Genomic DNA, 26,175 nt, shown 5'->3' on the forward strand with positions numbered 1-26,175 from the left:
CCGCGGGCCGCGGCCGTCCTGACTACAGGTTGCCGCGCTTGGCCTGCTCGCGTTCGATCGCCTCGAAGAGGGCCTTGAAGTTGCCCTTGCCGAAGCCCATCGAGCCGTGGCGTTCGATGATCTCGAAGAAGACGGTCGGCTTGTCCTGGACCGGCTTGGTGAAGATCTGCAGCAGGTAGCCGTCCTCGTCGCGGTCGACGAGGATCTTCAGCTCGCGCAGGGTCTCGACGGGGACGCGGGTCTCGCCGGCCCACTCGCCGAGGGTGTCGTAGTAGGAGTCGGGGGTGTCGAGGAACTGCACGCCGGCCGCGCGCATCGTGCGGACCGTCTGCACGATGTCGTTGCTGTTGAGCGCGATGTGCTGGACGCCGGCGCCGCCGTAGAACTCCAGGTACTCGTCGATCTGGGACTTCTTCTTGGCGATGGCCGGCTCGTTGATCGGGAACTTGACCTTCAGGGTCCCGTCGGCGACGACCTTCGACATCAGGGCGGAGTACTCGGTGGCGATGTCGTCGCCCACGAACTCCTTCATGTTGGTGAAGCCCATGACCTTGTTGTAGAAGGCGACCCACTCGTTCATCCGGCCGAGCTCGACGTTGCCGACGCAGTGGTCGACGGCCTGGAAGGTGCGGCGGGACGGCGGTTCGACCATCGGGTCGGCGCTCGCGTAGCCCGGGAGGTACGGGCCGTCGTAGCCGGAACGGTCGACGAGGGTGTGGCGGGTGTCGCCGTAGGTGGCGATCGCGGCGAGGACGACCGTGCCGTGCTCGTCCTTGAGCTCGTACGGCTCGGCGATCGAACGCGCGCCGTGCTCGACGGCGTAGGCGTGGGCGGCGCGGGCGTCCGGGACCTCGATGGCGAGGTCGACGACGCCGTCGCCGTGCTCGGCCACATGCCGTTCGAGGAAGTGGCCCCAGGCAGTGGCGGCCTTGATGACGGAGGTGAGGACGAAGCGGGCGGAGCCGTTGGTGAGCACGTACGAGGCGGTCTCGCGGCTGCCCGTCTCCGGTCCGGAGTAGGCGACCAGCGTCATGCCGAAGGCGGTGGAGTAGTAGTGCGCCGCCTGCTTGGCGTTGCCCACGGCGAAGACGACCGCGTCCATTCCCTTGACCGGGAAGGGGTCGGCCTGCCGGGCGGTGTCGGGAGTGTGGTGTGTGGTCTGCGTCATAGCGGAAGGGTCGCCCCGCTCGGCAAGGTGCGCAATAGTTCGCTCCATCGCTGGTCAAGGTGTTCAGCGGCAGAGCGGTTTCGACGGGCTTTCTGTACAGGATGACCATCTCGGAGGCGGCGGCATGGCGATCGATCACCTGGACGGCCGGATCATCGTGCTGCTGGCCCGGGAGCCACGGCTGGGGGTGCTGGAGATGTCCCGGCGGCTGGGAGTGGCCCGCGGGACCGCGCAGGCGCGGCTCGACCGGCTTCAGTCGAACGGAGTCATCCGGGGCTTCGGGCCGCAGGTCGATCCGGCGGCGCTCGGCTACCCGGTCACCGCGTTCGCCACGCTGGAGATCCGGCAGGGCCAAGGGGCCGACGTGCGGGCGCACTTGGGATCCGTGCCGGAGGTGCTGGAGCTGCACACCACGACCGGCAGCGGGGACATGCTGTGCCGGCTGGTGGCGCGCTCCAACGCCGATCTCCAGCGGGTCATCGACCGGGTCGTCGGCTTTGATGGCATTGTCCGGGCCTCCACCGCGATCGTGATGGAGAACCCCGTTCCGCTGCGGATCATCCCGCTGGTGGAGCAGGCCGCGGACGACCGGGAAGGGCCTGGCAGACCTGTGGGGTGAGCGGCGTTGAGCTTCTGGGAGTACCTGGACGACCGGCACCGGCAGCTGCTCGCCGACGCCTGGCAGCACGCAGCCGTCGTCTTCCAGTGCATGGTCGCCGCCACCCTGATCGGGGTGGTGATCGGGGTCGTCACCTACCGCAGCGCCTGGGCGGCCGGCCTGGCCACCGCCTCCGCCTCGACCGTCCTGACCGTCCCCTCGCTCGCGCTGATCGGTCTGCTGATCCCGGTGGTCGGGCTCGGCGTGCCGCCGACGGTGATCGCGCTGACGCTGTACGGGCTGCTGCCGATCGTGCGGAACTCCGTCGTCGGGCTGCGCGGCGTCGACCCCTCGCTGGTGGACGCGGCGAACGGCATCGGCATGTCCCGGCTGACGCGGCTGGCCCGGGTGGAGCTGCCGCTGGCCTGGCCGCCGATCCTGACGGGGATCCGGGTCTCCACGCAGATGCTCATGGGCATCGCCGCCATCGCCGCGTACGCCTCCGGGCCCGGTCTCGGCAACGAGATCTTCCGCGGCATCGCCTCGCTGGGCAGCGAGAACGCCCTCAACCAGGTGCTCTCCGGCACGCTCGGGATCATCGTGCTGGCCCTGCTGTTCGACGCCGCGTACGTCGTCGTCGGACGCCTGACGATTCCCAGGGGGATCCGTGTCTGAGTCGCACGGCGCGTCGATCGAGCTGGAGAACCTCACCAAGCGGTACCCGGGCCACGCAGAGCCGTCCGTCGACGACGTCACCATGGAGATCAAGGCGGGCGAGACGGTCGTCCTCGTCGGGCCCTCGGGGTGCGGGAAGTCGACCACCCTGAAGATGATCAACCGGCTGATCGAGCCGAGCGGCGGACGGATCCGCATCGGCGGCGAGGACGTCACCGGCATCGACCCGGTCAGGCTGCGCCGCAAGGTCGGCTACGCCATCCAGTCGTCCGGTCTCTTCCCGCACATGACGGTCGCGCAGAACATCGCGCTCGTGCCCCGGATGACCGGCTGGCCGAAGGCGCGGATCCGGGACCGGGTGGAGGAGATGCTCGGCCTGGTCGGGCTCGACCCCGGCGAGTTCCGCCACCGCCACCCGCGCCAGCTGTCCGGCGGACAGCAGCAACGGGTGGGCGTGGCAAGGGCGTTGGCGGCGGACCCGCCGGTGCTGCTGATGGACGAGCCGTTCGGGGCCGTCGACCCGATCACCCGCGAGCATCTCCAGGACGAGCTGCTCCGGCTCCAGCGCGAGCTGCACAAGACGATCGTGTTCGTCACCCACGACTTCGACGAGGCGATCAGGCTCGGCGACCGCATCGCGGTGCTGCGCGAGCGCTCCCGCATCGTCCAGTTCGACACCCCTGAGGCGATCCTCACCAGCCCGGCGGACGACTTCGTGTCCGGGTTCGTGGGTGCGGGAGCGGCGTTGAAGCGGCTCCACCTCAGCCGGGTGCGGGACGTGGAGATCACCGGCTGTCCGACGGTCACCGTGGACGACCCGCTGCAGACGGTCTTCAACCGGCTGCGGACCTGCGGCGGCGACGAGATCCTGCTGCTGGACCGGCGGGGCCGGCCCTGCAAGTGGCTGCGCCGCGGGGACCTGATGCGGGCCAGGGGCTCCCTGGCCCGGGCCGGGACACCGGTCGGCGGCACGGTGACCCTCGACGCCACCCTGCGGGACGCGCTGGAGGCGGTGCTCACGGACGCCACCGGGCGGGTGGCGGTCACCGGACGGCGCGGCGAGTACACCGGGGTCGTCGACATGGAGACGCTGCTGAAATCCGTCCACGAACTGCTGGAGGCCGACCGGCTGGAGGCGCTGGGGGCGCAACACCGACCGGAGGAGGCCCGGGCCGCGCAGCCGCACGCGGAACAGGAGGACCCGGCCGGGAAGGCGACGGCGTGAGCGCCTCCGAACTCGACGGCCGGCCGGCCGACCTGCCGGACGGCCTGCCCGACGACGAGCCCGACGGCCAGGTCGACCACCTGGCGGAAGGCCTGCCGGTCGGCCTGCCGGACGCCCCAGGGGACGCGCCGGCGCGGGAGACGGCGCAGCCCGCGGGCCGGCCGGCCACTCCCCCGCGGCGACGCCTCACCTGGCGGAAGCTGACCCTGCTGCCCGCCTTCCTGGTGGCGCTGCTGCTGGCCACCTGGCTGTGGTTCGAGCAGGCTGACCTGGACACGGTCACCGAGAACGCGCTCTCCGGCGGCCAGGTGTCCAAGGCGCTGTGGCAGCACGTCCAGCTGACGGTGATCTCCACGTTCTTCGTGCTGATCATCGCGATCCCGCTGGGCGTCCTGCTCACCCGGCGCGGGTTCCGCAAGGCGACCCCGGTCGCGCTGGCCCTCGCCGACATCGGTCAGGCGACCCCGGCGATCGGCCTGCTGGCGCTGCTGGTGATCTGGCTGGGCGTCGGCCGCCGGGCGGCCCTGATCGGCATGATCGCCTACGCCGTCCTGCCCGTGCTCTCCAACACGGTCGCGGGGCTGAAGGCGAACGATCCGACGCTGCTGGAGGCGGCCCGCGGGATCGGCATGTCCCCGTCCGGCGTGCTGTCCCGGGTGGAGCTGCCGCTGGCGGTCCCGCTCATCCTGGCCGGCGTCCGCACGGCGCTGGTGCTGAACGTCGGCACGGCGACCCTGGCGGCCTTCGGCGGGGGCGGCGGCCTGGGCGTGCTGATCACGGCCGGCATCACCAACCAGCGCATGCCGGTGCTGGTGCTGGGCTCGGTGCTCACCGTCGCCCTGGCGCTTCTGGTCGACTGGCTGGCCTCGCTCGCCGAGGTGCTGCTGCGGCCGCGGGGACTGGAGGCGGACGCATGAGAGCGGCACGGTGCCTCGCCGGGGCGCTGCTGCTGACGGCCGGCTGCGGCCTGAGCAGCGGCTCCCCCATGGTCGACGACGTCTCGCCCGGCTCGATCGGGCGGGGCGAGCCGCTCAAGGGGGCCCGGCTGACGGTGACGTCCAAGTCGTTCACCGAGAACCTGATCCTCGGCGCGATGATCGGCATCGCCTTCCAGGCGGCCGGCGCGGACGTGCTGGACCGCACGGGCATCCAGGGCTCCATCGGCAGCCGTGAGGCGGTCCGCACGGGGGACGCCGACGCCATGTACGAGTACACGGGCACGGCCTGGATCACCTACCTGGGCAACAGCCGGCCCATCGCCGACCCGCGGCGGCAGTGGCAGGCGGTGCGCGACGCCGACGCGGCAAACGGGCTGACCTGGCTGCCGCCGTCCCGGCTGGACAACACCTACGCGCTGGCGATGAACCAGGCGAACCACCGCGGGTACCGCACGAGGACGCTGTCGGAGGTGGCCGCGCTGGCCCGGTCGGACCCGGGCGCCGTGACGCTGTGCGTGGAGGGCGAGTTCGCCGACCGGGCGGACGGGCTGCGGGGCATGGAGAAGGCGTACGGGATGGACGTGCCGGCGTCCCGGGTCACCCAGATGGACACCGGGATCATCTACACCCAGGCGGCGAAGGGCAGTTGCACCTACGGCGAGGTGTACACCACGGACGGCCGCATCACGTCGATGCGCCTGGTGGTGATGGACGACGACAAGGACTTCTTCCCGAACTACAACGCCGCGCCGGTGGTCAACTCCGGGGCGCTGAGGAAGTGGCCGGCGATCGCGGGCCTGCTCGACCCGATCACGAAGAAGCTCGACAACACGGTGGCGCGGGAGCTGAACGCCGAGGTCGACGTCGACGGGAAGGACCCGCACCAGGTGGCGCTGGAGTGGATGAAGGACCAGGGGTTCGTGAAGTAGCCGCCGCTCAGCAGCTGGGGACCGGGCCCTTGCCGTGCTCCAGCGCGACCAGCGCCTCGACCGCGCCCTGGAGCGTGGTGACGGGGATCAGCCGCAGCCCCCCGGGCAGCTCGGACTTCGCGTCGGCGCACTCGTCCTTGGGCACGAGGAACACGGTCGCGCCGTCCCGCCGGGCGGCCTGCGTCTTCAGGGCGACGCCGCCGACCGCGCCCACCTTGCCGGCGGCGTCGATCGTCCCCGTGCCGGCGATCGTGCGCCCGCCCGTGAGGTCGCCGCCGCTGCCGTCGCCGTCGAGCTTGTCGACGATGCCGAGGGAGAACAGCAGGCCGGCGCTGGGTCCGCCCACGTCGGACAGCTTCAGCGTGACCTTGACCTTGTCGTCGCCGAGGTCCAGGTACTTCAGCGCGGCCTGGGTCGCCGCGTCCTGCGACTGCCGCATCTGCTCGGTGTTGTGCTGCTCGATCTCCTTGGTGCTCTGCCCGCTGGGGTAGACGGAGTCGCGCGGCATGATCGCCTGGTCGGTGCGGAACCAGCCGTCGATCACGTCGGAGAGCCTGACGTCGGTGTCGGGGTTGGTCGCCTCGATCGTCGTCATCCGCAGCTGCCCGCTGGTGTGCCTGGTGGGCGCGCCGGAGATCGTGATCACTTCGGCTCCCTTGTTCTCACCGAGGACGTTCGCCGTCATGCCCGGCTGCGCCACCGAGAACGGCAGCGGCGCGAAGGCGGCCGTGGCGAGCAGCGCCACGACGGGCAGCGCGCAGACGGCGAGGGCCTGGGGGCGTGAGAGGCGTGAGAGCACGGGGTCAATCTAACGCGGCGACGCCCCGCGCCCGTGGCCGCCCGCCGGTCAGCGCAGGGCCTCGGCCACTTCCCGGGCCGCGTCCACGACCCGCTGGCCCACCCGCTCGGGCACCGCGTCGGCCAGCATCACCACGCCCACGCTGCCCTCGACGCCGGTCACGCCCAGCAGCGGGGCGGCCGCGCCGCTCGCCCCGGCCTCCAGCTCCCCGTGCGTCAGCGTGTAACCGGGCTCGTCCGCGGGACGCGCCGTCTTCTGCCGTGCGGAGAGGATCGCCCGGCCGGCCGCCCCCCGGTCCAGCGGATGCCGGAACCCGGCCCGGTAGGCCACGTGGTAGTCCGTCCAGGACGGTTCGACGACGGCGACGGCGAGCGCCTCGGTCCCGTCCACCAGCGTCAGATGCGCGGTCGCCCCTATGTCCTCGGCCAGCGAGCGCAACGCGGGCAGCGCGGCCTCCCGCACCAGCGGATGCACCTGACGTCCGAGCCGCAGCACGCCGAGGCCGACCCGGGCCCGGCCGCCCAGGTCGCGTCGGACGAGCGCGTGCTGCTCCAGCGTGGCGAGCAACCGGTACACGACGGTCCGGTTGACGCCCAGTTTGTTGGAAAGCTCGGTGACGGTCAGCCCGTGGTCGGTATCGGCCAGCAGCTTGAGTACCTTCAGCCCTCGATCGAGCGTCTGGGAGGTCTCCGCGGTCACGACGCCCACTCCTTAAGTGGTGAGGTCGGCGGCCCTCCGTCGCGGCGGATGCGTCACAGAGTCCCGTCGGTGACGCGCCACAGAGGCCGCCGATCGACAGACGGGTCCGGCGTGTCCGGGCCCGGTCGCTTCACGGCTGCGCTCCGCGGCGGCGCTGCCACGGGGCGTGTGCGTAGCGGGACAGTAGCGAAGCAGGTTCGCTGAGCGGAAGGCTCCGTCCAGAATCCGGTCAGTGGCCGGTAGGGACTTCCTGCATTTATCCCGATACGTACGGAGCGTGGCTCCCGGACGCACGCCCCCGTCCGGGGGAGCCGGGAGAGGGCGGAAGGCACGCCCCTGTCCGGGGGAGGCCGGGAGAGGGCGGAAGGGGGGCGCGGAAGCGAGGCGCGAGGAAGGGGAGCGGAGGGGGAGAGAGGCTCACCGCATCCGGGTGGCCCACTCCTGCACCTTGGCGATCCGCTGCCGCAGCTGTCCCGCCGTCGCCTCCGCGCTGGGCGGGCCCCCGCACACACGCCGCAGCTCGGTGTGGATCACACCGTGGGGCTTGCCGCTCTGATGGACGTACGCGCCGACCATCGTGTTGAGCTGCTTGCGCAGCTCCATCATCTCCTTGTGCGAGACGACCGGCCGCCGCTCGGCGGGCAGTTCGAGCAGGTCCGCCTCGGTGTCCGGCTTCTTCCTGCTGTGCGCGATCTGCTTGGCCTGCCGCTTCTGCAGCAGCAACTCCACCTGGTCGGGTTCGAGCAGTCCCGGAATGCCGAGGTAGTCCTGCTCCTCCTCGCTCCCCGGGTGGGCCTGCATGCCGAACTCGGCCCCGTTGTACATCACCCGGTCGAAGACGGCCTCGGACTCCAGCGCCTCGAAGGCGAACTGCTCCTGCTCGCCGGTGTCCTCGTCCTGCTCCTTGTTCGCCTCGTCCATCTCCTTCTCGGACTCGGCGTACGGGTCCTCCTCGCCCTCCTTCTTCGGCTTGTCGAGCGCGTGGTCGCGCTCGACCTCCATCTCGTTGGCGAAGGTGAGCAGGTCGGGCACGGTCGGCAGGAAGACGGACGCGGTCTCGCCGCGCCGCCGGGACCGCACGAAGCGCCCGACGGCCTGGGCGAAGAAGAGCGGGGTGGAGATGGTGGTGGCGTACACCCCGACCGCGAGTCGCGGCACGTCGACGCCCTCGGACACCATCCGCACCGCGACCATCCACCGGTCGGTGCTGCCGCTGAACTCGTCGATGCGGTTGGACGCGCCGGTGTCGTCGGACAGGACGACGGTGGCCTTCGAGCCGGTGATCTCCCGGATGAGTTTGGCGTAGGCGCGGGCGGAGTCCTGGTCGGAGGCGATGACGAGCGCGCCGGCGTCCGGGATGGCCTTCCTGACCTCGGTGAGCCGCTGGTCGGCGGCGCGCAGCACGCTGGGCATCCACTCGCCGCGCGGGTCGAGGGCGGTGCGCCAGGCCTGGCTGATCGCGTCCTTGGTCATCGGCTCGCCGAGCCGGGCGGCGATCTCGTCGCCGGCCTTCGTCCGCCAGCGCATGTTGCCGCTGTAGGAGAGGAAGATGACGGGCCGGACGACGTTGTCGGCGAGCGCGGACCCGTACCCGTAGGTGTAGTCGGCGGCGGACCGCCGGATCCCGTCGTTGCCCTCCTCGTACGTCACGAAGGGGATGGGATTCGTGTCGGAGCGGAACGGCGTGCCGGTGAGCGCGAGTCGGCGGGTGGCCGGCTCGAACGCCTCCAGGCAGGCCTCGCCCCAGGACTTGGAATCGCCGGCGTGGTGGATCTCGTCGAGGATGACCAGCGTCTTGCGCTGCTCGCTGCGGTTGCGGTGCAGCATCGGCCGCACGCCGACGCCGGCGTACGTCACGGCGACGCCGTGGTAGTCCTTGCTGAGCGGCCCGGCGCTGTACTCGGGGTCCAGCCGGATCCCTATCCTCGCGGCCGCCTCCGCCCACTGCTTCTTGAGGTGCTCGGTCGGCGCGACCACGGTCACCTGCTGCACGACGTGATGGTGCAGCAGCCAGGAGGCGAGGGTCAGCGCGAAGGTCGTCTTGCCGGCGCCGGGGGTGGCGACGGCGAGGAAGTCGCGCGGCTGCTCCTGGAGGTACTTCTCCATCGCCCCCTGCTGCCAGGCGCGCAGCTTGCTGGCGGTGCCCCAGGGGGCGCGGCCGGGAAAGGCGGGCGACAGGTGGTGGGAGGAGGAGCTGGTGGCGGCGGTGATGGTCACGGTCTCCGGGTTCGGGCTCGAATCAAGAGGGTCCGCGCGAAGCGCGTCGGAAGGACGGAAGCGGGGTGGCGGGCGGTCGGGCGGACGGACGGCGCTTTCGTCGACAGGACACTCGGTGGACGGGGGACTCGGCTGTGTATGACAACCGGGCCACCCTACCGGCGGCCCGGCGGTGCCGACGCGCGAACGACGCGCCGTCGCCCGTGGTTGGGATCCAGGTCACAGCGCCCGCAGTCGCTCCGCGATCGCCGGGACCTCGGCTCCACGCCCGAGGCCACGTCGATGACCAGGTCGTACGCCGCGTCCTCGGCGCAGCCGGCGAGGTCTGCGCCGTGCAGCGCGAGAAACGTGACCGCGGCCGGCCACGCGGCCCGCTTGTCGCCGTCGACGAGCGGATGGTACGTGGCGACGGCGTGGAGCAGGGCGGCCGCCTGCTCATGGGCGTCGTCGTATGCGGCCGTGAGGAACATCCGGGCCCGGGGCCGGAGCCGGAGCCGGAGCCGGAGCCGGAGCCGGAGCCGGAGCCGGAGCCGGAGCCGGAGCCGGAGCCGGAGCCGGAGCCGGGGCACGCCGGAGGCGAGCAGCCCGGGCGCGCGCCTTACGAGCGTTGCCCCCCACCCCCGTCACGGGTGCCGCTCGTGCAGGCGGGTGGTCACCCAGGCTCCCAGGAGCGCCACCGCGGCCATCGGGAGGAAGACGGCGGCGAAGGCCGCCGGATGCGACGCGCCGTCGGCGGCCGCCGCCGTCGTCGCGTGCGCCACGCTCCCGCCGCCCAGCGCGGCGAAGGCGGCGCCGCCCACGGCCAGCAGCAGCACGTTGGACAGTCCGTCCGAGATCTGCAGGGCGGCCGAGTTGGCGCCCGCCTCCTGCGGGGCGGACAGCTTCAGCAGCAGCACGCTGGTGGAGGAGATGACGAGCCCCATCCCGAAGCACCCGAAGCCCCAGGCGACGGCCACCGTCCAGGCCGGCACGGCGGGCAGCAGCACACTGGGCGCGGCGGCGATGGCGGCGGCCGCCAGCACCATCCCGAACGCCATCAGCCGCTCCCGGTACGGCTCCGCCCAGGTCCTCGACTGCAGCCATGAGCCCAGGGCCCAGGTGCCGCCGCCGGCGGCGAGCGAGAACCCGGCCAGGGTCGGGCTCAGCCCCCGCTGCGTCACCAGCATCAGGGGGACGAAGGACTCGGCGGCGATGAAGGACCCGGCGGCCACGCCGCGCAGCAGCACGACGGAGGGCAGGCCGCGGGCCGCCCGCCAGGTGCCGTGCGGCAGCAGCCCGCGCACGGCGGGCACGAGCAGCGCGAGCCCCGCGGCGGCGGGCAGGGCCGAGACGGGCCGCAGATCCTGGGCGGCGTACTGCAGGAGCCCCGCGCCGAGGGAGATGGCGAGGGCGAGCCGGATCCGCCGCCGGTCGAAGGGCGGGGCGACCGTCCCTTCCACGGGTCCGCTCGCCCGCCGGCGTATCTGGGGCAGCGCCAGCGCGAGCGGTCCGACGACGAGGACGGGTATCCCCAGGAAGACCCACCGCCACCCCAGATGCTCGGTCACCGCGCCGGCGGCCAGCGGCCCGACCACGGACGGCACCACCCAGCAGGCGGCGAACGCGGCCATGATCGCGGGCCGCAGCCGCTCCGGATAGGCCCGTCCGACGACGACGTACAGCGCGACGATCACCAGCCCGCCACCGAGTCCCTGCACGGCCCGCCCGAGGATGAACACCCACATGACCTGGGCGCTCCCCGAGAGCAGCAGCCCCGCCGCGAAGGCCCCGATCCCGCCTCCCAGCGCCCCGAGCGGTCCCCGCCGGTCCGACAGCTGTCCGGCGAACACCATCCCGAACAGGCTCGTCGTGAAGTACCCGGAGAACGCGAACGCGTAGACCGACACCCCGTCGAGGTCCCGCGCCGCGACCGGCATCGCGGTCCCCACGGCGGTCGCCTCGAAGGCGATGAGCAGCACCACGGAGACGATCCCGACGGTGAGGGCCCGATGGGCCCGCCCGAGGACGGTCCCGTCCTCGTCGGGCCTCACGGCGCGGGACAGGACGTCGTCTGCGACACCGGTGTCGCGGGGTTCGAGGGCGGCCATGGTCGTCAGCGTAAGGGGCGCGACCGACATCTGCCCCTGTCGGAGGACGGGTACGCGCCCGGGACCTTGGTCCTACGACCACGGCCGCGCCCCCGTTTCATGAACGGCGTGTGGCAGTCCCGTTGCGGCCCCGGCGAGACCCTTGAACCCCTTCCCGTCCGGCCCGTACGGTCAGGACACCAAGTTCGGACGGGGCGCACGACGAACCCCCTCCCGACCCGGCCGTGTGCCCGAGTGGCTTAGGGACTCGCCTGCAAAGCGAGTTACGCGGGTTCGATTCCCGCCATGGCCTCAAGTGACTGACCAGGCAGAACGAGAGGGCGGTACCCCTGCGAGGGTGCCGCCCTTTGGTCGCCCGTCTCAGTTCCCGTCTCAGTTGGCCGGTACGAGGGCCCCGGCCGCACCGTCGTCGCCGTCCGGCCGGTCCGTCTCGGGCTTCCAGATCAGACCGTCGACCTGCCTCGCGATGTCCGTCCGTACCGCGTCGACCATGTGCTGATACCGCGCGGCCATGGCGGTCGTCGACCACCCCATGAGCCCCATGACGGCCCGCTCGGGGACACCGAGGATGAGCAGCACCGTCGCGGCCGTGTGGCGCGCGTCGTGCAGACGCCCGTTCCGGACCTTCGCCTCTGTCAGAAGGGCCTTCCACTCTGACCAGTCCCGGCGGTGAGACGGGCTACGGCCGTGCTCGTCCGGGAAGACAAGGCCATTCTCCTCCCAGTGCTTCCCGGCCGACTCCCGCTCCGCTTCCTGCGCCTTGAGGTGGGCACCGAGCAGGTCAACAAGCTGTTCGGGAAGACCGACCGCACGACGGCCGGCGCGGGACTTGGTGGTGGACAACTCCGCGTTGGTTCGCCGTCTTTCCGGGCAGTACCCAGCCGCCTTGCGTCCGCAGGGCTCCGCGCACCCGTGGGCGTACTGCGGCCGGTGGCGACTGCGGCGGACAACGAGGAACCCACCCTCAAGGTCCACATCCTCCCACTTCAGCCCCAACACCTCGCCCTGGCGCAGTCCGAGGGCGAGGGCGACGGCCCACCGTGCGGAGTTGCGATGCTGGTCAGCGGCCTTGAGCAACCGCTGTACCTCTTGGACGCTGTAGGGCTCCACCTCGTACTCCCCCGTCTTCGGGGCCTTGGCCAACTGAACCGGGTTCTTGCCGAGATGCCCTCGCCGTACGGCTTCATTGAGGGCGGTTCGGAAGGTGCGATGCACCTGGTGGGCGGTCCCCGGCTTGCTGCCGTTGGCCTGCATGTTCGCGTAGAACACCTCGATGTGCTCGGGCTTGAGCCGGTCGAGACGGTGAGCCCCCAAGCCGGGGATCAGGTGCTTCCGCACGGCGACGCGGTACCCGACCATGGTGTTGTCGTTGACGGCCAGGGGCGCAACGTTCTCGATCCAGTGCGTCAGCCATGTCTTGACCGTCCACGCCTTGCCCGGCTTCCGCATCGTCTTGGCGTCACGCTGCTTCTCCAGCTCCCGCACGGCGGAGGTCACTTCGGCTCGGGTCTTGCGTTCGACGTGGCGACGGTCCGGGGTGCCGTCGTCTCGGGTACCGACCGTGACACGGCCGTGCCACTTGCCGTCCTTTCCCAGGTAGATCGAACTACGGCCGTTGGGCTGTCGGGTGCGCTTCTTGTCTTCCGCCACGGACGGACTCCTTGAAGTTGCGGCGAATGAGAACGTCCGGAGCGTCGCCCCGCGGTGGGGCAACGCTCCGGACGGAAGGGGTCAGGCCGTCTGCTGCTCAGCGCGGCGACGGGCGAGGTAGGCGGCCGGGGCGTCGGCGGGGACGCGCCTGAGTCCGCCGACCATCAGGGATTCCAGCTCCCCGTTGCGGATGAGGGCGAAGCAGGTGGTTCGGCCGACACGGAGGCAGTAGGCGGCCTCTTCGACGGTCAGGAGAACGGGGGCCAGACCGCTGGTCTCGGCGGGTCGGGTGGCGTCCACGATGGCGGTGCCCATGCGGGGTCTCCTCTGTGGCGATCCTTCGGGGGGTACCTCTGAGGGCCGCTACCTCCGCTACCGCCGCTACCTCGCAGGTCAGGGAGCCTGTCGAGGTAGCGGGAAGGGGTAGCGGTAGCGGATGGGTAGCGGCGAGGTAGCGGCAACTTGCGAGGCTTGCCGCTACCTCATCACTGCTGGTCAGACCAGGTTTTCGGTGCCGGGTAGCGGAGGTAGCGGACTTTCCGGGGGTGGGGGGCAGTAGCGGGCCCACGCGTCCCACAGATCGGTGGCGTAGTAGCCCTTGAGGACGCTGCCGGCGGCCTTGATGTTGCGGGAGGTGATCGGCTCGTTGTCGGCCGTCATGTACTCGGCGAGCATCTTGGAAAGTCGCCGGTTGTCGAGCGGTTTGCCGCCCAGGTCGGCCCATGGGGCGTCGTCGAGGGCGTTGAGGCGGTCGAGGATGGCGATGGTGGGCAGGCGGTCGATGCCGACCATGACGTGGTCGCGTAGGTCGGTCAGCAGCCGCACGCCCATGCTGCCTTTGTCGTTGGCGCGGGAGGCTTTGACCAGGGTCAGGCAGGCGTCGCGGGCCCGATCGGGCCAGGTTCCGCCGGCCGCGTCTGCGATGGCGAGCAGGGGTTCCCACACGTCGGCCGGCCGGTCGGCGACTCCGTCGGGCATGTCCGGCCACGCCCCCATGACGAACCCTCGCGCCTGTTCCGCCCATTCGGCGAGCCGGTCACGGAGCTTGTGGCCTTCCGCCTCATGGATGCGGGCCCGGAAGGGCTCGACCTTCTCGTTCCGCGCCCGGCGGCGCATGCGGATGATGACGGAGCGGGTCAGGATCGTGTCGGGCAGCGAGCCGAGTCCGGCGACCGCGACCGCGCAGTACGAGGGAAAGGCCTGAACGGTCTGGTTGCCGCCGTCGCCGATGCACCGGTAGGTGACGCCGGTGCGGCGGTGGCCGGCGTTGAGGAACCCGCGCAACTCCTCGTTGTCCCCAGCCTTGGGGCCGAAGACGGTGTCGATCTCGTCGAACAGGATCGTCGGCTTCCCACCGGGCCCGGAGACGGACCGGAACAGGGCAGCGGCGGACGCGTTGACGGCCGTCATCGGCTGAGGCACGAGCGTCTCGACGATCTCCAGCGCCCGCGTCTTGCCCGACCCCGGCTCGGGGGACAGGAAGGCGATGCGGGGGGTGGAGTCGAAGCAGTCGAGCAGGTGGGCGTGCGCGTCCCACAGCGCGACGGCGACGAACGCGGCGTCCGTGGGGAAGACGTTGAAGCGACGGTGGAACGCTTCCACCTCGTCCAGCAGCGCGGCCCCGTCAATGGCGGTGCTCATGCGGCGGCCCTCCCTTCGGGCAGCGTGGCGGGAACTCCCGCACAGGCGGTCTTGTGGGCGGTGTACTCGTCGACCAGGGCGGCCACCCGTCGCGGACCGGCGGCCGTGGCGGTCTTGCCGCAGGCACAGGCGTAGGCGGCGCTGGGGAAGTCGCCGTAGCGCTTGGACCAGCGCGCGCCGTCTTCGTGGTCGCGGTAGACGGGCGGCGCGTAGATGCGGACGCCCGGCCGGCCGGGTGTGGGGTCCGGGCTGGGGGCGGGGTCCGCGTCTACGACCGGGGAGCGGTCCGGGCACAGAGCAGTGGCGACGCCCTTGCGGGCGGCATCCTTCGGGCCGCCTGCGGCCGGGCGGGGGGCGGTCCACCGGGCGGCGTCCGGGCCGTCCGGGGCGGGGGTGACGCTCTTCAGGGAGGGGCGGGGAGGGGCGCTCATGCCGTCGCCCCCCTGCGCCTCTGGTTACGGGCGATGGACCAGTTCAGGGCGCTGCGCAGTGTGGAGCGGCACTCGGCGACGGTGAGTCCGGCCGTCTCTCCCGCCTCCTGAAGAGCCTGTTCGACCGTGTGGCGGGGGAGGTCGCCCCACGCGACGAACCGCCCGAGTGCTCGCGCCGCGCGGAACAACGTCGCCTCTCGCGCCCCGAGTTGAGCCGCCGCGACGTTGCGCGTCTCGGCAGTGAGTGCGACGTCTGCGTATCGGCTGGATTGCCCCGGTAAGGCCACCGAAGGGGCCGCGGAGGCTTTGGGGGCGGGCTTGAGGATGCTGTGCAGCCATCCCGGCAGTGGGGCCGCCTCAGAGGCGTACAGCGGCTCGTACGGTCCGGCGGGAGTGACGGAACCGGCGGCGACGACGTATCCGCCCCACGCTCGGGTGTCGACCAACTCGCCCACGGTTCCGGCCGTGTTGGAGAATCGCACTCCGGTCGGGGCGGTGAAGTACAGGTGCTCCCCGCCGCTCGCGGTCCGGGTCCGGTAGGTGCCGGGGACGGCGTGGCCGGCGCGCTCGCAGAGCGCTCCGAAGGCTGCCGCGCCGCAAGGCGCGTCCGAACTGCCCTTGCCCTTCGGCACGTCGAGGTCGACGACCAGCAGCCCGGAGGGGCCGGTGGCAATGCCGACGTTGAACGGGCCGTGCGACCAGGTGGCGCGGATGCGGTCCGGGTCGGTCGTGGCGCGCTCCTCCCACTTGCGGTGCCCATTCGTGCAGGGGCCGGTGCCGGGGCAGGACTGCTCGCCGTGCAGGGCGGGCCGCTTGGTGCCGGGGCGCAGGGGGAAGACGTGCCATCCGCGTGCGGCGGCGTCCAGCGCTGCGCGCAGCAGCGCGGATTGTGCGTCATGGGTCATGCTGGATGTCTCCAGTCCTGTGATGGGTGCTGGTGGACAAGGGCGGCCCCGCGACTTTGGCGAGACGTGAGGGGCCGCCCTTGGCGTAGCTACCGGCCGTTCGTGGCCCAGTGGGCGTACTGCTGACGGACGTAGGCGCGCGGGTCGCAGTCGGCGTGCGCGTCGTCGAGTACGACCAGGAACTTCGCCGCGATGTGGGCGGTGTCGTCGTCGCGGTAGTCGGCCCCGTCGGCGAGCGCGATGCGGTCGAGGACGGCGGCCTTACGCAGATAGAAGCCGCGCTCCAGCTTGGTGTAGCAAGCGGCGGTGCCGAGGATGTGAGCGATCCAGTCGAGTTCGCTGTGGATGCTGGGGGCGTCGGCGTAGGCCTGCTCAGGCTCGGGCCACACGTCGGCGTGGTCGGCGTCGAGGTAGAGGCGCTGACGCTCGCCGTCGCGGGCGGGGCGCACGGTGACCCGTCCGGTCTTGAACGCGGCCTGCAGGGCGTCGGTGATGCGGTCGGAGTCGGCGGGGTCGCAGATGACGCGGATCTCGAACACGTAGGGCTCCTGTCAGCCGTTGAAGTGGTTGCGCTTGAAGGTGGCTTTGCGGATGTGGAAGGTGTTGCCGCCGCTCGCGTGGCGGGTGCCGAAGATCTGCACGGCGATCCATCCGCCGAAGATCACGGCCGCGAGGGTGATGAGCTGAGCGATCAGCGCGGTGAGCGCGGCGATGAACGTGGTCAGCAGCAGCAGCCCGCCGCAGACGGCGAGGAACCCGACGCCTCCGAGGGCGACGTTCACCGCGGTCCGGGAGACGGCCGGCCGGGCGGCGACCGGTTCGGGCTGCACGGGGCTGACGGCGTAGCCGGTGACGACGCGGCCGTCCGTCAGAACGACGGACGCGACCGTCGGGACGGTGCCGGGCTGCACCGGCACGAGGGGTGCTGCGTACGGCCCGGCGGGGGTGAGGGGGGTGGGCTGGTGGACTTCCACGGCCCGCTGAACGGGCCGGTGGTGGGCGGGGTCGGGGTACATGCGGAATCCCTTCCGGTGGTGAGACAGGGAGGCGGAGGCACACCCCGTCGGGGTGGCTGTGGAGGGGGTTTCGGGGGTGCTGGCCTGCGTGCCTCCCTGACTCCCTGAGTGATCATTTGTGCAGGTCAGGGCCAGGGAGGCGGGTCAGGGAGGGGTTCAGGGAGTTCTCCCTGCCTCCCTGGCCCGTCAGGGGTGCGCCTCCCTCTGCTCGGAGGCGGAAGTGGAACCGTCGGTGTCGCGGTTGGCGAGGGCGCGGGCGACGCGGTCGCGGCCGACGACCATGCGGCCGTCGGACTTGTAGGGCTCCGCGCCGGCGTCCTCCAGGACGCGCTTGAGGTCGCCGGGCGTCCACCGGCCGTAGGCGTCCGCGTTCAACGCGGTGAGGCGCTTGAGGACGTCGGCGGTCAGGACGCGGGCAGCGTCGCCGAGGACGGCGGCGATGTCGGCGAGCGGGTCGCGGTCCTCGCCGCTCTCGATGGCGTGCAGGGTGGTGACGCCGTCGCGCAGGGCCTTGGCCCGGTCGACGATGGCTTCGGCCGCGTCGTCGTCGATGTAGTGCGTGCGCACCGTGATGGACGCCTGTCCGGCCGGAATGGCGATGCCGGAGGAGGCGAGGACCAGGGTTCCCTGATCCAGGCCGGGGCGCAGCAGGTTGGGGGCGGCTCCGCCGTCGACGGCCTTGTCGCCGAGCGCCATGCGGGCCTGCGACTCGGTGCCCAGGGCGAGGGAGGCGCGGGTGTGCGCGCCCTCGCGGACCAGCTTGGGAAGGTTCTGGTCGGTGGGGTCCTGGGTGCCTTGCCACATCAGGACGTTGACCGCGCGGCCCTGGTTGTGGATTTTACGGACGGCCATGAAGTAGCGGGAGGTGGCCTTGGATCCTCCGTAGGGCCGCTTCTCGTCGTCCTTGGCCGGGCACATGAACGCCATCTGCGCTTCGTCCACGATCACGATCAGGGCGGGGAACTGGGTGCCGGGCGGTGCTTGGATGCGGCGGTTCATCTCCTCGACCGCGTCCTCGACCATCTCGGTGACCTGGATGACGTGCTCGTCGGTCGGGCCCTGGATGAGGCGGGCGGCGAGTCCGTCGAACATGTTCCAGTCGCCGACGCCCTTGAGGTCTCCGACCCAGAACTCCACCGACTTGTCCAGCGCGAGCCACAGGGCCAGCGAGCGCAGGGCGACGGTCTTGCCCTGGTTGGACAGTCCCGTGATCAGCAGGTGGCGCTGATACAGGCTCAGCGATGCGGCGTCGCCACGCAGGTCCTGACCCCACGGGGCGCGGCCCTTGGCGTAGTCGGCGGTCATCGTCTCGTCGGTGACCAGCGGAGACGGGCCGATCGGCTCATCCAGCGCGCCGGAGTCGGCGACCCACAGCCGCACCGTGCGCGCCGCCTGCGGGATCGTGATGAACACCTCGTGCTCATGCCGGGTCAGGTTCTCCGCCAACTTCCGCCGGCGGTTCTGCACTTCGATCGTCGACACCCCGGACGGAAGCGTGACGTCGACCTCCACGCCGCATCCGGCGATCCGGATCGGACCCAGCATGGACGCGCCCGCGTCGCCCATCTCCTTGATGGCGTTGCGCAGCGCGGGCACGCCCAGGTCGCGCAGGGCCTTGACCACGATCGAGGGCGTGATCGGCTCACCCTCGCTGCTGCGGACGTTGGCGGGCATCGCCCACGCGGGGGCGGCCTGCTGCTTGCTGCCGACCGCCCACAGCGCCAGCAGGGCCAGGAAGGGGCCGAGCGAGATCAGCGGCCCCCACACCACTTGCACGATCGTGATCAGCAGGTTGATGAACTCGATGACGGCGGCGATGGGGGTGATGACGTCGGTGACGTCTTTGTTCGCGATGGCCATGACGATGCCGAGGGCGACCAGGGACCCGATGCCCATCCCGGTGCCTACGGCGACGCCCTTGGCCGCGTCGAGGGGCGAGTGGAGGAGGTCCATGCGGCGGCGGTGGCGGGCGTCGCGGTAGCGCTGGGCGCGCTCCTCCCACTCCATGGCCGCGTCCATGTTCCCCGCGGCTTCGGCCGCGCGCATGAACCGCTCGTAGCGGGCGGCGGTCTTGCCGTCCCAGGTGCGGCGGGCCACGATCCGCGCCCCACCGGCCACGTAGAGGCTGTGCCGGGCGACGGCGCGGCCGGTCGTCTTGGTGCGCTCGTGGGTGACGGCCGCCTTCACGGTGCGGCCGGACCGGATCCACAGCGGCACGGGTGCGGGCGAGGCGGGGTCGGGGACCACGGTCAGCGTGGTCACGGCGGTCGTTTCGGTGGACGGGGCGGTGTTCTTGTGCAGGTGGACGACGGTGTCACCCATGACGGGAGCACTCCTGACTGCCCCATGCGGGGCGGGAAGTTGAGGGGCCGCCGCGTCCGTCCCGGTAGCCGGGACGGACGGGGCGAGGTGTTCAGCGGGCGCGGCGGGCGCGGTTCTCGATCTCGCTGAGCTGGGACGACTCGGTGCGGGGGCCGTCCATCCAGCAGAAGGGGCGGATGCCGGCGGCGGCGGTGAACACGCGGATGGCCGTTCCGGGCGCGGCATGCGGGAGGCCGTAGACGCGTCCGCCGTCGAGGGAGGCGAGCAGGCGGGCACCGTGCTGCTCGCAGCCGTCCGCGCCCCCGTTGAAGCGGTCCAGCACGGTCACCACTACCCCACCCGCGCACGGGGTGGGGTCTTCCGGGTGCGCGGCCGGACAACGGTCCTGCGCGGGGCGGGCGTTCACCACCATCCGGACGCCTTCTTGGCGGCCTTGGCGGCGGCGGCCTCGCGCACGATCCGCTGCCGTTCCATGTGCAGCGCGGTCAGTTCGGCGGTCAGGCGGGTCTCGGCGGAGCTGGCGACGGAGTCGAGCCGGTTCTCCTCGCGGCCGGTGCTCTTGCCGCGCAGGACCCGGTAGGAGCCGCCGGCGAGCGCGCCGATCACGGCGCGGCGTTCGGCACTGGTCAGCGGCCACATCTCGCCCTTGCGGACCGCTTCCAGCTTGCGGGTGGTCTTGCTGATCTCGCGGTCAAGGCGTCGGGTGTCGGGCTTGCCCATGGTCAGCTACTCCTCAAGGCGGGGTGCCGCTGGTCGGCGGCGGGGCGGGTGTCGCAGGGCTCGCACGTGCCGAGGGACGGGCGGATCACGTAGCCGACGTCGCGCCGGCAGGCGGGGCAGGTGCGGCGGGGGCGCATCATCGCCTCGTGCGCCCGCCACCGGCCCGGTGTCATCTCACGGACCGGTTTGGCAAGGTCGATCCGGTAGAGGTAGGCGGTCAGCGGCTCGCGTCGGCGACGCGGGCGCAGGATCTGTCCGGCGACGTCCTGACCGCCCGGCCGCAGTCCTCGACTGCGCAGTTGGCGGCGGGTGGCCAGGTCGTCCGGGGCACAGCGCCACGGGTAGGTCGGGACGCCGAAGCGTTCGCCGGTGGGGTCGAAGCAGTCGGCGAGGGTCAGTCGCTTCATGCCGCCCTACCGCCGTTGCTCGCCCGTTCCGTGAGGAGCGTGTCCCGCAGCGTCCGGGCGTTCGCCGGCGACGTGCGCACGGCGCGGCGGATCCCCTCAGCGGTGATCTGCGCGTCTGCCCAATCGACGGTTACCTTGCGGGCCTCGGCGAGCAGTTCATCCGGGGTGCGCTTCGGCCGGGGCGATCGGGCGACGTCCGGAACACGGCCGGTCGCCCTACGCGGCCGACTCGACTCCGCCGGAACCGCGACCGTGACCGGTGCCGGTGCCGGTGCCGGAACCGGCACGGGAATCGCCCGTACCGGCTTGCGCGGTGGAGTCGACTTGCCCACGTCGATCGCGACCGGATCCGGCACGCTCAACCGGGTCACCGTGGCTGTGGGCGGCGGGGTCGATTCGAGCAGGTCAGCTGTAGACCGTTTCCTTGCGGTCTCGGTGGATTTCTCCGCATTCATAGTCACGGTGGGGATCGGGGCGGGGCGGTGGTGCAGCACCTTGGCGACCAGGTCGGATCCGAAGTAGATCGACCCGACCGGAAGCGACGTCGCCAGCAGCACCAGCGCCCAGTTCGCCGCGTCCCACTCCGCGACCCGGCCCAACTCGACCGACTGGCCGTGCAGCTCGGGGACCAGTCCGTGTACGTAGTTCAGGACCAGGGAGGCGATCGTGTAGGTGCCCAGCACCCGCAGCGCGAACTTGCGGTCGTCGTCGACCAGGACCAGCGTGGCGACCAGCGCCAGCGCCATCAGGCCGTCGACCACGAACGGGTAGAGGACGGCGGCAGTCGAGTCTGCGCCGATCGCGCCGGCGATGTCGCGCAGCGCGTTCCACGAGACGCGGAACGCCATGCCGACCACAGCGACCAGCGCCAGCACCAAAGCCGTGCGGCCCTTGCGGCGCAGGTTCATGCCGCGCCGCCCGCCGTGCTCGCGCCGGCCGCACGGTTGGCCGCGTCCCGCCGCGCGGCGAGCACCCGGTTGCGGGCGCGGCGAATGCGGCGGGCGTCGACCTCGTTCTCGGGGTGGTCCATGGCCTTGATCTGCGCGTCGAGCAGGTTGACCTCCGCCAGGAGCAGCGGGGACTCCAGCTCGATCGCGTCCAGCTCCGCGTCCGTCGGCTCCATGAAGTCGGCGAACGCGGTAACAGCGTCCTGATCAGTGACGATGTGGTTCATGGGTCGTGGTCTCCCTAGTAGGTGAAACGGCCCGAACAGCACCCACCGGAGTTGCCGCTTCGGTGGGTGCGCGCCGTTTGAGGGGGAAGCGCCGCAGCCGATGCGTGCGGCGGGCCGCGCGATGGCGGCCGGTGCCCCGGACCGGATCCGATCCGGCCTCGTCACGACCCCGCCGCAGGGCGGCGGGTCCGGGGCTGCTGAGGGTCAGCGCTGGACGACGTCCTTGCCGAGGTCGCGGTGGTGGACAGTGACCGTGTGGCCGGCGACGGTCAGCCGGTCGGCGAGGGCACGGGCGAAGGTGGGGGCGCGGTGACGTCCGCCGGCGCAGCCGTCGGCGACCGTGACCGTTCCGGCGCTCGGGCCGGCGGCGAACGCGGCAACCGCCGTGGCGGTTGCCGCGACCAGGGCGGCGATGCCGGGGGTGCCCATCACGGCGTTGCGGACGGGTTCGTCGTCAGCGCTCATGTAGCGCAGCTCGGGCGACACGTGAGGGTCGCGGAAGTGGTGACGCAGGTCGATGGTGAGGTGCGCGTCCGGCGGGGCGTCGTGCAGGTAGCCGAACGAGACGATCTCGACAGTGCTCATGCGAACTCCAGACGAAGTGGCCGGTGATGCGTGCCCCGGCCGGGAGTCGAACCCGGCCTGCGACCATCGGGGCTGTGGGGGCGGGTCAGCGGTCCCGGCGCTCCAGCTCGCGAGCGATGTCGTTCTGCGCGTTGATCGCGCTGAGCGCGTTGTGGCCCCCGTCGCGCTCACGGGTGATCAGGTCGTACTCCCGCCGCAGGTCATCGCTGCTGCGGTTCTTCATGGCGGACACGGCGGGGGAAGGGCTCGTACGGAAACGCATGTCGATCTCCCTTGGGAATGTGAGTGGCCCGCTGGTCAGCGGGAGTGCCCCGGCCTGCTTTCGAGGCGTAGGCCCGAGATCGGCCGGACCGGGGCTGTAGCGGCTAGACCGCCGAAGGTTCTGCGGAAGTCGAATCACTCAGTGCCGGTAACAGCCCGAAGACTGAAACCGGGCAGGCCACCCGGCCTGACATGGACGGTCAGGGTGGCGACCCGCACCCATCGACCGCACGTGTTCATGCGGCTGGGTCGGCACTCTGTTGAGTTCTCAATCAAGGCGCGCTCACTTCGTACTCACCCCAAGGGGCTTTCCTCCGGACGCAATCCGTGCAGGTCAAGCAGCCGCGCTCATCCGTCCCCAGCTTGCTTAGGGGGGGTTGCCGCCTTGCTTGATAGGTACCGTAGGCAAACCCGAGGCTGCGCGCAACCCCCTCTCGCGATAGAGTTCGCTAGCCCCCCTAGGCGACGTTGGGAGAGACATGCAGGACGACATGGACAAGGTCTCGGGGATCACAGACCCCGTTGATCGCGCGAAGGGTGCAATCGACCTGATGGCGCGGTACCAGAGCCACGTGAACGAGCTGTCGCGCATCCGCAGGGAAGCGATCGAAGAGGCTCAGGCATCAGGCATGACCCAAGCTGAAATCGCAAAGCGACTCGGGGTCAGCCGGGGGCGTGTCGGACAGCTCGCGTCAGCCGGCCCCCCACCAGAGCGCGCCTTCTTCGGCACCGACCTGGTCACGGTGTCCCTCGGCGGCAAGTACGAAGCCGGAAAGACTCCTGATCAGCGCCCCAACGAGGTGATCGCTCGGGAAGACCTCAACAACTTCGAGCACCTTCGGAAGCTGTTGGGCGGCATGAAGCTGGACAGTCAGTACGAGGTGATTCCGCCCACCGGGATCGTGAACCTCAACCGTGACAACCACGTCGTGGTCTGCGGACCCCGCCTCTCTCCGATCGTGGCGCAAGTGCTCGAAGGTGACGACAACCTTCGGTTTGCCAAGGACAGCGTGTGGCACCTGGTGGACCAGGTGGAGGGGAAGGAGTACCGATCTCCGCAGGACGAGGACGGATCGGCTGGTGACGTGGGGTACCTGGGCCGGCTTCCCCGTCTGGACGGAAAGGGGACGTTCCTCTACATCGCGGGTATCCACGCCATCGGGGCGAACGGAGTCGTTCACTTCCTGGAAAACAACCTGGCAGAGCTCTACCGAGAGGTGCGCACCCGCCGCTTCTCCACCCTGATTACGTGCCGCTACGACCCGAAGACACTCGAAGTCCTGGAGAGTCGGCGCGTCACTCCGTTGTACCGACACGAAGGTTGATCATGCGCGTCGCGATCGACACCCAGCCCGGCGGAACGGGCCCTAACGAGGATTGGGTCGCTGGCACACCGACGCTCGCCGTTGTGCTGGATGGTCTAAGCACTGCGGGCCTAGAGACGGGATGCCAGCATGGCGTGCCCTGGTATGTGGCGCATCTTGGCAGTCAGATCGTCAGTGCACTCGCGGAGTCAAACACTCCGCTGACGGTCGGCTTGGCAAGTGCGCTCGAACGGGTTGCGGCGCTGCATCCTCAATGTGACCTCAGCAATCCCGGTACGCCCTCAGCTACGGTCGCGATTCTTCGGGAACGACAAGGCTTCCTTGATCACCTAGTTTTGGCGGACTCCCCCGTCGTCCTTGACGGTCACCAGGGCATTTCCGTGATCACGGACCTGCGGGTGGACCAGATCCTTCCCGAGCTGAAGGCCGAAGTCGCTCGACACGAAACCCATACAGCGGGTCACAAGCAAGCCCTGAGGGACTTGGTGACCGCGCAGAGGGAGACCCGCAATACGACCACCGGATACTGGGTCGCGGCCGCCGACCCGGAGGCGGCGAACCATGCGCTGACTGGCACGGTCCCCGTCGGCGACGTACGCGCCGCAGCCCTGCTGTCCGATGGCGCGGCTTGCCTCGTGACGGACTACGCGATGTCGACCTGGCCCGAAGTCTTCACAACCCTTCGAACTGTGGGGCCCAGAGGGTTGATCGACACCGTCCGGAAGGTGGAGGCTACCGATCCAAGGGGCCAGCGATGGCCCCGCTACAAGTCTGGCGACGACGCCGCCGTGGCCTTCTGCCAGTGGTGAAAGCGGCTGGTCAGTGCGCGGGTTCCGTCTCACTCCGTCTCAGTTTCCGTCTCATTCATTCCCGTCCGAAGCCGTTCACAGCGGGCCACAGGTCGGGCGCGCCTACGGCAATGAACGAGGTTGAACGGCTGCGGATCATGCTCTGACCAGCACAGACAAACCTGCAAAGCGAGTTACGCGGGTTCGATTCCCGCCATGGCCTCAAGTGACTGACCAGGCAGGGAATGGCGCGAGGGGGGCATCTCCCGAGTGGCGTCCTTGCGATCCCGCGGGGGCGGCCCGGTCCGTGCCGGGTCAGGCGTGCGGGCCGGCGTCGTCCGTGTCGTCGTCGAACACCGGGGCGCAGGCGGGCGGGTCGGCCGCGGACAGGGTGCGGCACATCGTGTCGGCGAGGCGGCCGTACGCCTCGGTCAGCGCGTGCACCGCGTCCAGGGCGCGCTCACGGCGGATCAGCCAGAAGGTGAAGGCCAGGGTCGAGATGTCGGCGCTGAGCGGACGCAGGCCGAGGTCCGGTTCGCTCCAGATCAGCACCGCGCCCGTGGCGCCGTCCAGGACGAGGCTGGTGTCCGCCGTCAGGCCGCCCAGTCGGATCAGCCGGCCGGCGCCGGCCGGGAGCCGCTGTTCCGTCAGGACGTCGCCATGGCCGTCGGCGCCGTACTCGGCGAGGGTCCGCAGGGGTGCGTCCGTCTCCAGCGAGAACCGGACGACCTTCTCCGGCAGGCCCCGCTCGCGCAGGAAACGGCGGGTGGGGGCGTGGGTGAGCGCGCGGGGGCAGTCGACGTCCTCGAAGCGGACGACCGCGCCGGAGCCGAACTCCTCGCCCAGGAAACGGGCCGGCAGGTCCAGCGCCAGGCCGGACGCGGTGCACGGGCCGGACGCCGGAGCCAGCGGGCGGATCACCGCGGCCAGTTGCCAGAAGAGGGCGGACGCGCCCGTGGAGCCGAGCCCGCCGGATCCCGGGTTCGAGCGCTGCGCGCGTTCCCTGTCGGCCGCGCCCGTCTCGAACGCCGTCAGCAGTCTCCGCCTGGCCTCCGCCACCGCCTTCGGGCCGAGCCGGCCCGCGTAGGAGACGAACTGGCCGCGCAGAGCCGCCAGTTCGTCCACCGCCGTCGCCAGGCGTGCCAGCGTGTCCAGGGAGGGCGCGAGCGGGCGGGCGGCCATCAGGCCGGGATGGTCGTGCAGGAAGTACGTGGCCGGGATCTCGCCGCTCACCCCGTCGAGCAGGACGGTCGAACGGCCCTCGGGGGCGCCGGCACGCGGGCCGTCCCCGCGCCGGCGGTCGGTGTGCGGCGCGCGGAAAATCGACAGGCCGCCGTGTTCCGGGAGTTCGGGCAGGCCGAGGCGGGTCGGCCGGTGGCGCGTCGGTACGTGTGCGGTGTACGGGTTCAGCTCGTCCTCGGTGAAGATGATCGTCGGTGTGGTCGTCGTGGCGGTGGTGGTCCTGGTCGTGCCCATCGGTCCCCCGTGCGGAAAGTTGCGTGCGCCGTCCCACTGCTCCGCAGCCTATGCGGACCCACTGACAACGGCTGTGACCGGCGACAGCACCCAGCACCCAGCCCTCAGCCCGCCGACAGCACCCGGCCCTGAGTCCGCC

General features: G+C 71.1%; 29 protein-coding genes and 1 tRNA gene. 8 read left to right on the forward strand and 22 right to left on the reverse strand.

Annotation, left to right across the window (positions count from 1 at the left end):
• Positions 1-22 precede the first annotated feature (22 nt).
• Positions 23-1,168 carry a 4-hydroxyphenylpyruvate dioxygenase gene (gene hppD, locus Sri02f_RS04320; RefSeq protein WP_108999693.1) on the reverse strand — a complete coding sequence of 382 codons (1,146 nt, stop codon included), beginning with the start codon at positions 1,166-1,168 and terminating at the stop codon, positions 23-25.
• A gap of 124 nt (positions 1,169-1,292) precedes the next feature.
• Here hppD and Sri02f_RS04325 point away from each other — a divergent pair, with 124 nt between their 5' ends.
• The 5 genes from Sri02f_RS04325 (at position 1,293) to Sri02f_RS04345 (ending at position 5,533) form a co-directional block, all read left to right on the forward strand.
• A complete protein-coding gene (locus Sri02f_RS04325) occupies positions 1,293-1,787 on the forward strand; it encodes an Lrp/AsnC family transcriptional regulator (protein WP_108999694.1) in 495 nt (164 codons plus the stop codon).
• A gap of 6 nt (positions 1,788-1,793) precedes the next feature.
• Entirely contained in the window at positions 1,794-2,441 is a 648-nt protein-coding gene (locus Sri02f_RS04330; RefSeq protein ID WP_108999695.1) for an ABC transporter permease, read from the forward strand.
• On the forward strand, positions 2,434-3,666 hold the full coding sequence (locus Sri02f_RS04335) for an ABC transporter ATP-binding protein (RefSeq protein ID WP_108999696.1): 1,233 nt from the start codon (positions 2,434-2,436) through the stop codon (positions 3,664-3,666). Before Sri02f_RS04330 ends, Sri02f_RS04335 begins: the two co-directional genes overlap by 8 nt.
• A gap of 104 nt (positions 3,667-3,770) precedes the next feature.
• Positions 3,771-4,583 carry an ABC transporter permease gene (locus tag Sri02f_RS04340; RefSeq protein ID WP_245970425.1) on the forward strand — a complete coding sequence of 271 codons (813 nt, stop codon included), beginning with the start codon at positions 3,771-3,773 and terminating at the stop codon, positions 4,581-4,583.
• Entirely contained in the window at positions 4,580-5,533 is a 954-nt protein-coding gene (locus Sri02f_RS04345; protein WP_108999697.1) for a glycine betaine ABC transporter substrate-binding protein, read from the forward strand. The genes Sri02f_RS04340 and Sri02f_RS04345 overlap by 4 nt, the downstream gene beginning before the upstream one ends.
• 7 nt (positions 5,534-5,540) lie before the next feature.
• On the opposite strand, the gene Sri02f_RS04350 is transcribed toward Sri02f_RS04345, so the two are convergent.
• From Sri02f_RS04350 to Sri02f_RS04375, 5 genes are all read right to left on the reverse strand, one after another.
• Entirely contained in the window at positions 5,541-6,332 is a 792-nt protein-coding gene (locus tag Sri02f_RS04350) for a YlbL family protein (protein WP_108999698.1), read from the reverse strand.
• A gap of 48 nt (positions 6,333-6,380) precedes the next feature.
• Positions 6,381-7,031: an IclR family transcriptional regulator gene (locus tag Sri02f_RS04355; protein ID WP_108999699.1), complete on the reverse strand. Its 651-nt coding sequence runs from the start codon at positions 7,029-7,031 to the stop codon at positions 6,381-6,383.
• A gap of 417 nt (positions 7,032-7,448) precedes the next feature.
• Positions 7,449-9,248 carry a DEAD/DEAH box helicase gene (locus Sri02f_RS04360; protein WP_108999700.1) on the reverse strand — a complete coding sequence of 600 codons (1,800 nt, stop codon included), beginning with the start codon at positions 9,246-9,248 and terminating at the stop codon, positions 7,449-7,451.
• Between the two features lie 155 nt (positions 9,249-9,403).
• The gene (locus tag Sri02f_RS04365; RefSeq protein ID WP_174855577.1) at positions 9,404-9,718 is read right to left on the reverse strand and encodes a hypothetical protein; all 315 of its coding nucleotides are present in this window, start codon (positions 9,716-9,718) and stop codon (positions 9,404-9,406) included.
• Between the two features lie 153 nt (positions 9,719-9,871).
• Positions 9,872-11,335, reverse strand: a complete 1,464-nt coding sequence (locus tag Sri02f_RS04375) for an MFS transporter (protein ID WP_108999701.1) — start codon at positions 11,333-11,335, stop codon at positions 9,872-9,874.
• 220 nt (positions 11,336-11,555) lie between these two features.
• Here Sri02f_RS04375 and Sri02f_RS04380 point away from each other — a divergent pair.
• A tRNA-Cys gene (locus tag Sri02f_RS04380) sits at positions 11,556-11,627 on the forward strand.
• Positions 11,628-11,707: 80 nt separating this feature from the next.
• Here the strand turns inward: Sri02f_RS04380 and Sri02f_RS04385 are convergent.
• The 15 genes from Sri02f_RS04385 to Sri02f_RS41070 form a co-directional block, all read right to left on the reverse strand.
• Complete coding sequence (locus tag Sri02f_RS04385; protein ID WP_108999702.1) at positions 11,708-12,985, reverse strand: tyrosine-type recombinase/integrase; 1,278 nt, start codon at positions 12,983-12,985, stop codon at positions 11,708-11,710.
• Positions 12,986-13,066: 81 nt separating this feature from the next.
• Complete coding sequence (locus Sri02f_RS04390) at positions 13,067-13,300, reverse strand: excisionase family DNA-binding protein (RefSeq protein WP_108999703.1); 234 nt, start codon at positions 13,298-13,300, stop codon at positions 13,067-13,069.
• Between the two features lie 180 nt (positions 13,301-13,480).
• Positions 13,481-14,626, reverse strand: coding sequence for a DUF3631 domain-containing protein (locus tag Sri02f_RS04395; RefSeq protein WP_108999704.1), 1,146 nt, complete (start codon positions 14,624-14,626; stop codon positions 13,481-13,483).
• Entirely contained in the window at positions 14,623-15,057 is a 435-nt protein-coding gene (locus Sri02f_RS04400; protein ID WP_174855578.1) for a hypothetical protein, read from the reverse strand. Before Sri02f_RS04400 ends, Sri02f_RS04395 begins: the two co-directional genes overlap by 4 nt.
• Positions 15,054-15,962, reverse strand: coding sequence for a bifunctional DNA primase/polymerase (locus Sri02f_RS04405; RefSeq protein ID WP_108999705.1), 909 nt, complete (start codon positions 15,960-15,962; stop codon positions 15,054-15,056). Before Sri02f_RS04405 ends, Sri02f_RS04400 begins: the two co-directional genes overlap by 4 nt.
• 89 nt (positions 15,963-16,051) lie before the next feature.
• A complete protein-coding gene (locus tag Sri02f_RS04410) occupies positions 16,052-16,501 on the reverse strand; it encodes a hypothetical protein (protein WP_108999706.1) in 450 nt (149 codons plus the stop codon).
• Positions 16,502-16,513: 12 nt separating this feature from the next.
• Positions 16,514-16,978 carry a hypothetical protein gene (locus tag Sri02f_RS04415; protein ID WP_108999707.1) on the reverse strand — a complete coding sequence of 155 codons (465 nt, stop codon included), beginning with the start codon at positions 16,976-16,978 and terminating at the stop codon, positions 16,514-16,516.
• A gap of 186 nt (positions 16,979-17,164) precedes the next feature.
• Entirely contained in the window at positions 17,165-19,300 is a 2,136-nt protein-coding gene (locus tag Sri02f_RS04420; protein WP_108999708.1) for an FtsK/SpoIIIE domain-containing protein, read from the reverse strand.
• A gap of 91 nt (positions 19,301-19,391) precedes the next feature.
• A complete protein-coding gene (locus Sri02f_RS04425) occupies positions 19,392-19,712 on the reverse strand; it encodes a hypothetical protein (RefSeq protein WP_108999709.1) in 321 nt (106 codons plus the stop codon).
• Positions 19,703-20,020 carry a hypothetical protein gene (locus Sri02f_RS04430; protein WP_108999710.1) on the reverse strand — a complete coding sequence of 106 codons (318 nt, stop codon included), beginning with the start codon at positions 20,018-20,020 and terminating at the stop codon, positions 19,703-19,705. The genes Sri02f_RS04425 and Sri02f_RS04430 overlap by 10 nt, the downstream gene beginning before the upstream one ends.
• 2 nt (positions 20,021-20,022) lie before the next feature.
• Positions 20,023-20,427, reverse strand: coding sequence for an RRQRL motif-containing zinc-binding protein (locus Sri02f_RS04435; protein WP_108999711.1), 405 nt, complete (start codon positions 20,425-20,427; stop codon positions 20,023-20,025).
• The gene (locus tag Sri02f_RS04440; protein WP_108999712.1) at positions 20,424-21,335 is read right to left on the reverse strand and encodes a DUF2637 domain-containing protein; all 912 of its coding nucleotides are present in this window, start codon (positions 21,333-21,335) and stop codon (positions 20,424-20,426) included. Before Sri02f_RS04440 ends, Sri02f_RS04435 begins: the two co-directional genes overlap by 4 nt.
• Positions 21,332-21,601 (reverse strand): DUF6284 family protein, encoded by a 270-nt coding sequence (locus Sri02f_RS04445; protein WP_108999713.1) that lies wholly within the window; start codon positions 21,599-21,601, stop codon positions 21,332-21,334. Before Sri02f_RS04445 ends, Sri02f_RS04440 begins: the two co-directional genes overlap by 4 nt.
• Positions 21,602-21,805: 204 nt before the next feature.
• Positions 21,806-22,186 carry a RapZ C-terminal domain-containing protein gene (locus Sri02f_RS04450; protein WP_108999714.1) on the reverse strand — a complete coding sequence of 127 codons (381 nt, stop codon included), beginning with the start codon at positions 22,184-22,186 and terminating at the stop codon, positions 21,806-21,808.
• 85 nt (positions 22,187-22,271) lie between these two features.
• Positions 22,272-22,448, reverse strand: coding sequence for a hypothetical protein (locus Sri02f_RS41070; RefSeq protein ID WP_159106661.1), 177 nt, complete (start codon positions 22,446-22,448; stop codon positions 22,272-22,274).
• A 478-nt stretch (positions 22,449-22,926) separates the two neighbouring features.
• Here Sri02f_RS41070 and Sri02f_RS04455 point away from each other — a divergent pair, with 478 nt between their 5' ends.
• Together Sri02f_RS04455 and Sri02f_RS04460 are read left to right on the forward strand one after the other, a co-directional pair.
• Complete coding sequence (locus Sri02f_RS04455; protein WP_108999715.1) at positions 22,927-23,772, forward strand: sigma-70 region 4 domain-containing protein; 846 nt, start codon at positions 22,927-22,929, stop codon at positions 23,770-23,772.
• A 2-nt stretch (positions 23,773-23,774) separates the two neighbouring features.
• A complete protein-coding gene (locus Sri02f_RS04460; protein ID WP_108999716.1) occupies positions 23,775-24,581 on the forward strand; it encodes a protein phosphatase 2C domain-containing protein in 807 nt (268 codons plus the stop codon).
• Positions 24,582-24,875: 294 nt separating this feature from the next.
• On the opposite strand, the gene Sri02f_RS04465 is transcribed toward Sri02f_RS04460, so the two are convergent.
• The gene (locus tag Sri02f_RS04465; protein ID WP_108999717.1) at positions 24,876-26,036 is read right to left on the reverse strand and encodes an SUKH-4 family immunity protein; all 1,161 of its coding nucleotides are present in this window, start codon (positions 26,034-26,036) and stop codon (positions 24,876-24,878) included.
• Positions 26,037-26,175 lie beyond the last annotated feature (139 nt).

It is taken from the genome of Streptomyces rishiriensis, assembly GCF_003112535.1.
Taxonomy (GTDB): Bacteria; Actinomycetota; Actinomycetes; order Streptomycetales; family Streptomycetaceae; genus Streptomyces; species Streptomyces rishiriensis.

Coding starts and splice junctions, on each gene's coding strand:
- Sri02f_RS04420 (WP_108999708.1), bottom strand. CDS start 19,300: ATGGGTGACACCGTCGTCCACCTGCACAAGAACACCGCCCCGTCCACC.
- Sri02f_RS04405 (WP_108999705.1), bottom strand. CDS start 15,962: ATGACCCATGACGCACAATCCGCGCTGCTGCGCGCAGCGCTGGACGCC.
- Sri02f_RS04450 (WP_108999714.1), bottom strand. CDS start 22,186: ATGAGCACTGTCGAGATCGTCTCGTTCGGCTACCTGCACGACGCCCCG.
- Sri02f_RS04435 (WP_108999711.1), bottom strand. CDS start 20,427: ATGAAGCGACTGACCCTCGCCGACTGCTTCGACCCCACCGGCGAACGC.
- Sri02f_RS04365 (WP_174855577.1), bottom strand. CDS start 9,718: ATGTTCCTCACGGCCGCATACGACGACGCCCATGAGCAGGCGGCCGCC.
- Sri02f_RS04460 (WP_108999716.1), top strand. CDS start 23,775: ATGCGCGTCGCGATCGACACCCAGCCCGGCGGAACGGGCCCTAACGAG.
- Sri02f_RS04325 (WP_108999694.1), top strand. CDS start 1,293: ATGGCGATCGATCACCTGGACGGCCGGATCATCGTGCTGCTGGCCCGG.
- Sri02f_RS04390 (WP_108999703.1), bottom strand. CDS start 13,300: ATGGGCACCGCCATCGTGGACGCCACCCGACCCGCCGAGACCAGCGGT.
- Sri02f_RS04440 (WP_108999712.1), bottom strand. CDS start 21,335: ATGAACCTGCGCCGCAAGGGCCGCACGGCTTTGGTGCTGGCGCTGGTC.
- Sri02f_RS04455 (WP_108999715.1), top strand. CDS start 22,927: ATGCAGGACGACATGGACAAGGTCTCGGGGATCACAGACCCCGTTGAT.
- Sri02f_RS04400 (WP_174855578.1), bottom strand. CDS start 15,057: ATGAGCGCCCCTCCCCGCCCCTCCCTGAAGAGCGTCACCCCCGCCCCG.
- Sri02f_RS04395 (WP_108999704.1), bottom strand. CDS start 14,626: ATGAGCACCGCCATTGACGGGGCCGCGCTGCTGGACGAGGTGGAAGCG.
- Sri02f_RS04345 (WP_108999697.1), top strand. CDS start 4,580: ATGAGAGCGGCACGGTGCCTCGCCGGGGCGCTGCTGCTGACGGCCGGC.
- Sri02f_RS04375 (WP_108999701.1), bottom strand. CDS start 11,335: ATGGCCGCCCTCGAACCCCGCGACACCGGTGTCGCAGACGACGTCCTG.
- Sri02f_RS41070 (WP_159106661.1), bottom strand. CDS start 22,448: ATGCGTTTCCGTACGAGCCCTTCCCCCGCCGTGTCCGCCATGAAGAAC.
- Sri02f_RS04430 (WP_108999710.1), bottom strand. CDS start 20,020: ATGGGCAAGCCCGACACCCGACGCCTTGACCGCGAGATCAGCAAGACC.
- Sri02f_RS04415 (WP_108999707.1), bottom strand. CDS start 16,978: ATGTACCCCGACCCCGCCCACCACCGGCCCGTTCAGCGGGCCGTGGAA.
- hppD (WP_108999693.1), bottom strand. CDS start 1,168: ATGACGCAGACCACACACCACACTCCCGACACCGCCCGGCAGGCCGAC.
- Sri02f_RS04465 (WP_108999717.1), bottom strand. CDS start 26,036: ATGGGCACGACCAGGACCACCACCGCCACGACGACCACACCGACGATC.
- Sri02f_RS04425 (WP_108999709.1), bottom strand. CDS start 19,712: ATGGTGGTGAACGCCCGCCCCGCGCAGGACCGTTGTCCGGCCGCGCAC.
- Sri02f_RS04445 (WP_108999713.1), bottom strand. CDS start 21,601: ATGAACCACATCGTCACTGATCAGGACGCTGTTACCGCGTTCGCCGAC.